The organism is Marinobacter sp., from assembly GCF_041984545.1.
Taxonomy (GTDB): domain Bacteria; phylum Pseudomonadota; class Gammaproteobacteria; order Pseudomonadales; family Oleiphilaceae; genus Marinobacter.
Map to the genome: position 1 here is coordinate 180 of NZ_JBHIXV010000092.1, position 466 is coordinate 645.

At 66.7% G+C, this 466-nt stretch carries 1 protein-coding gene; it reads right to left on the minus strand.

Annotated features, from left to right (window positions below; genetic code table 11):
• Positions 1–442 (minus strand): aldehyde dehydrogenase family protein (locus tag ACFC20_RS17680; RefSeq protein WP_375194126.1); only part of this gene is annotated, 442 nt, incomplete at its 3' end.
• Between the last annotated feature and the right edge of the window lie 24 nt (positions 443–466).

The window sequence follows — 466 nt, forward strand, 5'->3', positions numbered from 1 at the left end:
AGTTCCACGGCGTGATGAGCGCGCAGACGCCGATCGGCTCGCGCGCGATCATCGTCGCGCCATGCGGCTCGTCGAACTTGAATTCGCGCAGCACCTCGATCGCGGTCTGCAGATGCCCCGCGCCCAGCCCGACATGGAAGCCATGGGCCAGCGAGGACGGCGCCCCCATTTCCTCGATGATCGCATCGCCCAGCTCGGTCTGGCGCCGCGCATATTCCGCCTGAATGGCGAGCAGCAGGTCGAGCCGCTGTTCGCGCGTGGTCTGCGACCAGCCGGCAAAGGCCTTGCGCGCGGCGGCGACCGCCTTGTTCACGTCGGCGACACCGCCGAGCGAAATGGTGCCGGCCACCGCCTCGGTCGCGGGGTTGATGACATCCGCGGTCTTCGGTTCGACCGGGGCGACCCACTGGCCGTCGATATAGAAGTTCCGATAGTCGCGCATGTCGATGTCCCATCCTCTCCAAAA